Below are 8,264 nucleotides of genomic sequence, written 5' to 3' on the forward strand. Positions count from 1 at the left end.
GAGCGCTGGCTGCTCGAGTGCGCTATCGAGGCGGCGGAGGATCGGTCGGAGTCAGCGTGATGGGCAGCCAGTACGTGCCGGGCCCCTTGCCCGGGCATCCCGGTGCGGGCACGGTAAATGTGCGCTCACCGGAGAAGCTGCCGTCGCCGTTGGGCTTGAGCCAGTCCGAACGCTGCGTCGTCACGGTGCCGCCGCTTCCGTCGGGATTGCAGTAGAAGGGGTAGTCATCGGCGGACTCCCACCGGTCACCGTTCCACCGGTATTCGAATTGCGCTGGCGCGTTCGGGTCTTGGGAGATTTCCGTCTCCCTCAACCAGCGGGAGAGGCAGCCGTTGACGTCGCAGTGCGTGGTGAAGAGGCCGAGCTGGGTGGCCGGACCCGCCGAAGCCGGTGCACCGTTGAACGTCTGTCTCGCGTGATCGAGTAGAGCGTTGTAGTAGCCGTAGATCGGTACCGGCTCGGGGCGGTCGGCGATGGCCAGAGGTGCCAGTGCCACTGCGCTGCAGCCGAGGCCCACGGCGACGGACAATGCTTTCGACTTCACCGGAGCTCCTTCGACCGGAGCCCTCGGCGGACTGAGAACTCTAGGGGCTCTGGATAACACAGAGCAGCGTCGGATGTCGCGGAATCAGCGGGTTCCGCGCGCGGACGCCAGCCAGGCTATGCGCGGCAGGGCGATCGCACACACAGGAAGGTACGCGGTCGCCCACCACGGCACGCCGAACACGATGCGGGATCCGCCGTTTTCAGCAATCACCTCATGGCGCGTTGCGCCGACGCCTGCGACCTTCCACGCCCAGCAGCGGCCGGGGCGGAATTCGGTGACGGTGAACGGCAGCGCCACACCGACCGGCGTGAACACCCTGCCTTGTGAGCCGAGGTGCATGGCGCCGCCCTCGTCCAGTTCGGCGCCCGACACGGTCGGACCCCACTTCGGCCACGTGTCGAGGTCGGTGATGACGTCCCACACGGCTTCGGGGGCAGCGTCGCTGAGTAATTCCACCGTCGGCATCCCGCGTCGGAATCCGAAGTCCATCTCTGGCTGATGCCCCGGTCGGTGGCGCGCTAAACGACTAGGTGGGCGGTGGATCGATGGGAGTCAGAGAGAAGGGCAGCCAGTGGGTGCCCGGACCTTCTCCCGGGCACCCGGCCCCCTCGATGACGAGGGTCCGCTCCCCGGAGAAGCTGCCGTCGGGGTTGGGCATCAGGTAGTCCGAGCGGGTGGCGTTCACGGCGCTGCCCGGGTCGTGGCGATCGCACATGTAGGGATACTCACCGCTTGTCGACCAACGGTCGCCGGTCCACCGGTATTCGTAGACCAGCGGAGCGCCCGGGTTGCGGGCATGGTCGTCCTCGTTGTTCCAGCGCGCCACACACCCGTCGACGTCGCAACGAGTCGTCAAGTCGACGGGTACGTTGATCGGGTTCATCGGCGTCGGCCGGCCGTTGAACGTCTGCTTCGAGAAGTCGATGAAGACGTCGTAGAACCCGTACAGCGGCGGCGGTTCGGCGCGGTCCGCGTATGCGACGGGCGCCACGACCACGGCTGCGGCGGCAAAGACGGCTGCCGGCAACGTTTTCGACATAGGACTGGGTAGCACGTCGAGACGATCAGTGCCCGGAGAATCGATCTAAGAGTTCGGGCAGGAATCCGGCGAGGTGGTTCATCTCCTGCGCGCAGTGCACCATCAAGTCGCGCGGATCCGGAAGCTGTCGCGCCGCGACCGGACGAATTACCCTGTCAGTCAATCGATTACCGCGCCGAACGCCGACATGCCTGCCTCCCATCCAGAACCGCGAACGCATCTCGGCGCCGTCCGGTGTCCCGCGGACCTGGTGCACCAGCCAGCCGACATCGACAGGAATGTCGCCCGATCCGAGCCGCGCGCAGATCGCCACACCGTCGCTCAGGTCGCCCAGGCCCAGCTCGGACGGCTGCACGAACCGGATCGCAGGCCGGGTGAAGGACGAGCCGAGGTACTCCTCCACTAGAGATGTCCGACCGACGTACCCGCCTTCACCGCCGCCGTCGTCCCACCGGGCGGACACGTGCGCGCGGGGATGCCACAGTTTGTAGCGGCGTGAGTCGTGGCCGTGCCACCCGAACCACCAGTCCCACATGGCCGGTGTGACGCCGGGCATGTCGGTGCGAACCGACACCTGAATGCCGCCGTCACGCAGAACGCCGTATCCGTTCTCGGTCTGTTGGTATCCGTCGACGCGCATCGCGACGAGATCGTCGAACGCCGGAAGTGTCGGCTCGGCCTGAGGGCCGTGCTCCAATGCCTCGACGACATGTCGTGGAAGAGCCGACATCTCGGGGTTGTAGAACGCCGCGAACTCGACGTCGATGTCATCATCGCGGTAACCGAGGTAGGACTTCATGTCACACCCTGCCCATCCATCTGTGGAACCGCCCGTCGGGGTCGTACTGCGCGCGCACGCGGTCGAGGCGGGCCATCGCGTCGTCGGTGGCGAATCGGGCCGGCCGCTGTCCGAGGTTCTCGTCAGCGAGTTGGATGCCGGTGGCCAGATGCGCCATGGCCGCCATGTTCGAGCAGGCCCAGTTCGCGTAACGATCGTCGTCGGCGGCGTCGCGCCACACCGTGTACAAGGCAAGGTAGATGTCGTCCTCGAGGCTGTACGCCATGTCCTGGCGGGCCGGCGAAGGGCCCCAGTTCAACCACAGGAAATGCGACGGGTGCGGGGGCAGGGTGTCGATGATGCGGCGGATCCCGGGCAGCAGGTCGTCCGCGGATGCCGACGTCCACATGTTGTCGGCGGCGTAGCGGTAGCCGGTCGGATAGTTGCTCATCACCCCCGCGTACCAAGTCGCGAGGTCGGCGGGCGCGTATGGGACCGCGACGACGGCCCGGTCGCGCACCGGGCAGGTATCGAGCAGCGCCAACGCTTGCGACGCTTCGTCTTCCGAATCCGCGAACACCGGTGACGCCATGACGATCCCGGGCTGCTCGATTCCGGCGCCGGGCACGCTTTTCGACGCGACGATCTGCAGCTCCACCCGTCGGTCGACGTCGGCGCTGATCGCCCTGGCCCAGGTGAAGATCTCGTCAACAAACTCGATCGGATACACATAGAGGCTGCTGCCGCAGATGGCGGGGCGCGCATACAGCTTGAGGTGGAACGCGGTCACCACACCGAAGAATCCGGGCCCTGAACCTCGTGCCGCCCAGTACATCTCGGGGTGGCTGTCCGGACTGCAGTGGATCCGCTCACCGTCGGCGGTCACCACATCCAGTCCGATGACGCTTTCGCATGCCGGTCCGAGAATGCGGCTGTTCCAGCCATATCCGCCCTGCAGCAGGTATCCGCCGACGCACACGCCCTTGCAATGTCCGGCCGGGAAGAACAGGTTCTGTGCCTCCAGGTCCGCGGCCAGCAGGCTGCCGCCTTTTCCGGGCCCGACGACCGCGGTCATGCGCTCGGCGTCGATGGTGCAGTCGTCCAGGCGACTGACGTCGAGCAGCATGCCGCCGTCGCGCACGTGATTGCCCGCCCAACTGTGACCGCCCGAGCGGACGCCGACTTGGAGGTCGTGTGCAGCCGCATAGCGCAGCGCGGCGACGACGTCATCGACGTCTGCGGCTTGTACCACCACTTCGGGATAGCGGGCCGGGGTGCGCGCATTCCAGACGGTCGCGCACCGGGCAGCCTCGTATCCGCCGTCGGAGCGGGTGAAGGAACGACCAGATGGGAGTGGCATCGGGGACCTCCTTGGTCCGTATACCGAATCTTTGTGAACCGGTATGCGGATCAATATAGTGAGGGCGTGACTCGTCCGGACCCAAATGAACGAACCGATGCGGGGCGGGAAGACGGCATTCAGGTGCTGCGGCGCGCAGCAGCCGCCCTGGACGAGATCGCGGCGGCACCCGGCCGCCTGCGGCTGGTGGATCTAGGCGCTCAGCTGGGCCTGGCTAAGTCGACGGCGCGCCGACTGCTCGTCGGATTGGTGGAAGTCGGCTTTGCGGCGGTCGACGACCAGGGCCGGTTCTCGCTCGGGGATCGGCTGCTCGGCCTCGGAAGCGCCGACGTAGCGGGACTGGCAGCGTTGTTCCGCCCGACGCTCGAGCAGGTCGCGACAACCACCGAGGAGACAGTCGATCTGTCGGTGCTGCGGGGCGGCGAGATGTTGTTCATCGACCAGCTGGAATCGGCCCATCGGCTGCGCGCGGTGTCGGCGGTCGGCATGCGCTTTCCGCTGGAATCGACGGCCAACGGCAAGGCGGCGACGGCGCTGTTGAACGGGTCGACCGAGGTGGCGTTCGACCGTGACGAGCACACCGTCGGCATTTCGGCCGCCGGTGTGGCCGGGCGTACCGCCGGCGGACACGTCGTCGCCATCTCGGTGCCCGCGCCGACCGAACGGTTCGCGACCCACGAGGATCGGATTGTCAGCGCGCTGAAGGCCGCGGCCGCGACGGCGCCCTGGTCGAGATGACTATTCGACGATGCGGGCGACGGCGAAGCCGTCCCAGCCTTTGAGCCCGACGGTCTGGATCGCGGCGGTTTCCAGTTGCGGATGGTCGCCCATCATCTCGAGCATCTCGCGCACGGCGCGGGCTTGGGCGTCATCGGCTGCCGGCTCGAGTACACGGCCGAATCGAGCGATGTTGTCCACCACGATGATTGAGCCTGGCTTGCCAAGTTTGATGGCCCACTCGACGTAGGCGACGTTGTTCTCCTTGTCGGCGTCGATGAAGGCCAGATCGAAGACGTCGCCGCGGTCGGCCAGCATCGGCAGTGTGTCGAGGGCTGCGCCGACGATGATCTCGATGCGATTCTGTACGCCCGCGCGGACGAAGTTTTCCTTGGCGATGTCGGCATGCTTGGGGTCGTACTCCAAGGTGACGACGTGGCCGTCCGGCCCGACGCCGCGGGCGAGGTTGATGGTGCTGTAGCCGGCAAGGGTGCCGATCTCCAGGACGCGGGTGGCCGAGGACAGCGACGCCAATAGATAGAGAAGCTTGCCGTGTTGGCCGGACACCTCGATGGGAGGCATGCCCGCGGCGTTGCCGGACTCGCGCGCGGCGCGCAAGGCGTCGTCCTCGGTGTGCAGGATGCGGTTGAAAAGCTCGTCGAGCGTCTTCGAGTCGGGGTCGGACATCTGCGGAACGATAGCGGAAGCGCTTCTGGGCGGCGACGGGCGTAGTCGGGGTTTGCTGGAGGTGTGGCCGTGTCCGGTTGTGCGGTGACGGTTCGGGCCAAACGCGGCGCCGGTCGGTAACTCGTCGTGCGTGGCAGGGAGCCTCGAGGAAGGTGTCGGGCTTGGGAATCTGCGGCAAAACGGGTGCTCGCGCGTGGTGAGAATTGGCGCGGTGGGTGGTGTTGGGGGTCGGGTAGCATTTGCCGGGTGACGCCTGAGGGGGCATGCCAACCGATCGGCGCGACGCTGATCCGTGCGCGGAATGACGATGACTGAGACGCTGCGAATCGATACCGACCTGGTGCTCGAAGCCGGTGGGCGGTTGCGTGCGGTCGCGGATGCCATCCCCGAGCCGCCGGCTTCGTTCAAGCCGGCGGGTGAAGATGCTTTGTCGACGGCGATCGCTGCCAAGGTGAATGAAGTGGTCGACCCGGCGATCGCGCAGCTGCCGGTCGTTAAGGCGGAGTTGGCGAAGTATGCGCAGAACGTCGTCAACGCCGCCAACACCTATGACGCGGTTGACCGGCAGATCGCCGAGGACATACGCAAGCGCGTCGAATCGATCAGTGATGCGGCTGGGGCGGGCGGCGCGGTCGGCGGTGTGTCGGGTGCCGCCTTGGGGTCGATGCCAGCCTCGGACTCGACGACTTCAGTCGGGGAGGGACTGGGGTCCGCGCTGTGAGTTTTCCGCCACCGCCCGGGGGTCCGCCACCGGGTAATCCCGGTCCGCCACAGGGATATTCGGGGCCGTATGGTCCGCCTCCGCAGCAGCCGCCGTGGCAACAGCAGTGGCCGGCGGGCCCGCCGCCGAAGAAGCGCGGCGACGTCTGGAAGTGGCTGCTCGGCGGTGTAGCGCTGTTAGCCGTCATCGGAGTCACTGTGGCAGTGACGATTTCGGTGACCTCAGACAGTGGAGGCGGGGATGACCCGACTCCATCGGGAGAGACCTTCGGTCTAGCGAGCGCCGACGACACCGGTCCCGTGAACATCATTACCGAGGACCCGAGCTGCGCTGCTTGGGGACCGATCAATCAGACTTTTGTGGACGTTCAGAAAACGGGCTGGAGTGACCGAGATGCCGGCATTCCAGCTTCAGGCTGGTCTCCTGAGCAACGCGCTACTTATGACCGGGTCGCAGAGGCTGCACGCAAAGCTGCCGACCAAACGGTGACATTGGCACGGTTAACAAATCATCGGGTCATGCGCGAGCTGTACGAACAATTCATCGCATACGCCCGGGCATACAGCGATGCCATACCCGCCTACACTCCATCGGACAATCATCTCGCTGGTGTAATGATTACGACTTCTACGGTCCTCGTGTATATCTGCTCCGCGATTTCGAACGGATCGGCTGAAGCACGGGCGCCCCTTATCGAAGTCCCCCCTCCACCACGAAGAGTCGCGCAAGTTTCGGACCCCAGCAAACCGCAAATTTTCATGCCGGACGCCGACGATACCTGCGGGGAGTGGGTAAGACTCCTCAACGAGTTCAACGCCGACACGACGGCATGGCAGGCAGTGGACACCAATACGCCGGTAAGCGAATGGCCACCGGAACATCGCGCAGCCGCTGAGTCAGTCGTGTCCGTCATGAACAAATTCGCGGACGACGTTTACAAACTCGGCGAGAAGTCATCGAACCCAGTCTTGCAAGACTTCGCTGTTGTCGCGGCACAGTACCGTCGCGCGTTCGCACAAGCGTTGCCGACGTATACGCCGTCGGACGTTTACTTAGACTCCGCCTCTTATCGGAGCACGTCGATCATTTATGAAGCATGTAAAGCGGCCGGGGCGTGAATGGGATCCCTTCGGCCGCACGACCCTTATACCCTCACAGCACCACCTAGGTGGCCAGAAGTCGACGAAGACATTCTTGGAGAATCCGCACGCGCTTTCGACCGTGTATCGACTTCCCTCGGGGACCAGCTAGACGCACTCAATCGCGAACGGTCACGGTCGTTCGATGGCGTAGGCACCTGGTGCGGTGGTGCGGCAAGCGCAGCCACCTCATCACTCGACAGGCGGATAGGCGCCTTGGAAGTCATTAAACGGGACTTAGACGCGGCTGCGAGCCTCTACAAGAACAGCGCAGCGGCGACGGCCGCCGCGAAGAGTGAAATCGCCGACAGAGTCGAAACGGCCAATACGATCCTCGATTGGATACGCGGGCGCAGCGACATCCCGGACGATGCAAAGGCCGCTGCGATAAATCAAGGTATTGCAGCCGTTCGCGCAGAGAACTTGGTGACGGTGACATCAGCAGCGGCCAGAATAGCTAGCACGAAGTCAGACCGACCCACGAAATCACCGACGGACGATGTCTCTTTTCTTCATGGCGCTGAGCAGAAGAATAGCCCTGAGATCGTCCCCGTGGGTAATCGCTATGTCCCTGAAAGCGCCAACGCCGGAATTGACACCGGGGCAGCTCCACTCGCACCTCCGCCCAGTATTTCTCCGACGCCGCACGGCAAGTACTCCCCGGTGGCGCCGACAGCTGGTGCCGAACTTCCTACCAAGATGCCCGGTGGCGACAAGGTTTTCGAACCGACTTACAGCCCTGAGGCACCTTCCGGAGGTGTCGCTAATTCGCCTGTTATACCAAGAGGTGCAGGTCCGTCAGATCCCATTGCCCCCGGAATCCCGGCCGCCCCAACCGGTCCCACAACACCCGCACCTCCGCGCATGAGCGCTCCAACCAGCCCTCTATCGAGTGGTGGAACATCTGCGCCGTCGGTCCCAACCACACCGTCTACGCCCACCTCGCCAAGCACGCCGAGCACTGTCAATCCCGCAGCCGCCACACCGACTCAGACGCCAATGACCGACTTCCAGTCGACCATGGCCGAATCGGCCGCCAAAGCTGTTGCTCAAGCACCGATTCCGCCACCGCAATCCGCGCCGATTGCCGCATCGGCCATGCAGCCGTCCAATCTTCCCCCCATTTCGGACACCCCGCCGACAACACCCTCCCAGACCACAGCCCCGCCCGCCGCGGGCCCGACGACGACCGGCCAAGCGCCCGTCGCGCCGCTTCCCTCACCAGGCGGTGCGCCCACTCCACCCGTACCGCTCGGCCCGCCACCCACTCCCCCGC

At 65.2% G+C, this 8,264-nt stretch carries 9 protein-coding genes and 1 pseudogene; 3 read left to right on the top strand and 7 right to left on the bottom strand.

The features are described from left to right. Positions 1-22 precede the first annotated feature (22 nt). The 5 genes from CEX87_RS25665 to CEX87_RS25685 all read right to left on the bottom strand — a co-directional run bounded on the left by CEX87_RS25665 (position 23) and on the right by CEX87_RS25685 (position 3,724). On the bottom strand, positions 23-544 hold the full coding sequence (locus tag CEX87_RS25665; protein WP_463605572.1) for an MBOE_33420 family protein: 522 nt from the start codon (positions 542-544) through the stop codon (positions 23-25). Between the two features lie 84 nt (positions 545-628). Then, positions 629-1,036: an SRPBCC family protein gene (locus CEX87_RS25670; protein ID WP_094289692.1), complete on the bottom strand. Its 408-nt coding sequence runs from the start codon at positions 1,034-1,036 to the stop codon at positions 629-631. A gap of 37 nt (positions 1,037-1,073) precedes the next feature. Beyond that, positions 1,074-1,586 carry an MBOE_33420 family protein gene (locus tag CEX87_RS25675; protein ID WP_094289694.1) on the bottom strand — a complete coding sequence of 171 codons (513 nt, stop codon included), beginning with the start codon at positions 1,584-1,586 and terminating at the stop codon, positions 1,074-1,076. Between the two features lie 25 nt (positions 1,587-1,611). After that, on the bottom strand, positions 1,612-2,385 hold the full coding sequence (locus tag CEX87_RS25680; protein ID WP_094289696.1) for a DAPG hydrolase family protein: 774 nt from the start codon (positions 2,383-2,385) through the stop codon (positions 1,612-1,614). Position 2,386: 1 nt separating this feature from the next. Next, a complete protein-coding gene (locus CEX87_RS25685) occupies positions 2,387-3,724 on the bottom strand; it encodes an FAD-binding oxidoreductase (protein ID WP_094289698.1) in 1,338 nt (445 codons plus the stop codon). Between the two features lie 66 nt (positions 3,725-3,790). On the opposite strand from CEX87_RS25685, the gene CEX87_RS25690 reads away from it, so the two are divergent. After that, entirely contained in the window at positions 3,791-4,462 is a 672-nt protein-coding gene (locus CEX87_RS25690; RefSeq protein WP_064424771.1) for an IclR family transcriptional regulator, read from the top strand. Here CEX87_RS25690 and CEX87_RS25695 read toward each other — a convergent pair whose 3' ends face one another. Continuing rightward, positions 4,463-5,128: an O-methyltransferase gene (locus CEX87_RS25695; RefSeq protein ID WP_094289700.1), complete on the bottom strand. Its 666-nt coding sequence runs from the start codon at positions 5,126-5,128 to the stop codon at positions 4,463-4,465. A gap of 307 nt (positions 5,129-5,435) precedes the next feature. Here CEX87_RS25695 and CEX87_RS25700 point away from each other — a divergent pair, with 307 nt between their 5' ends. Further along, positions 5,436-5,849, top strand: coding sequence for a type VII secretion target (locus CEX87_RS25700; RefSeq protein ID WP_094289706.1), 414 nt, complete (start codon positions 5,436-5,438; stop codon positions 5,847-5,849). Positions 5,850-6,148: 299 nt separating this feature from the next. Continuing rightward, entirely contained in the window at positions 6,149-6,967 is an 819-nt protein-coding gene (locus tag CEX87_RS25705; RefSeq protein WP_233151525.1) for a hypothetical protein, read from the top strand. 1,070 nt (positions 6,968-8,037) lie between these two features. Here CEX87_RS25705 and CEX87_RS27785 read toward each other — a convergent pair. Further along, positions 8,038-8,264 (bottom strand): annotated as a pseudogene (locus CEX87_RS27785) (hypothetical protein); the annotation flags it as partial.

The organism is Mycobacterium lehmannii (genome assembly GCF_002245535.1).
GTDB lineage: Bacteria > Actinomycetota > Actinomycetes > Mycobacteriales > Mycobacteriaceae > Mycobacterium > Mycobacterium lehmannii.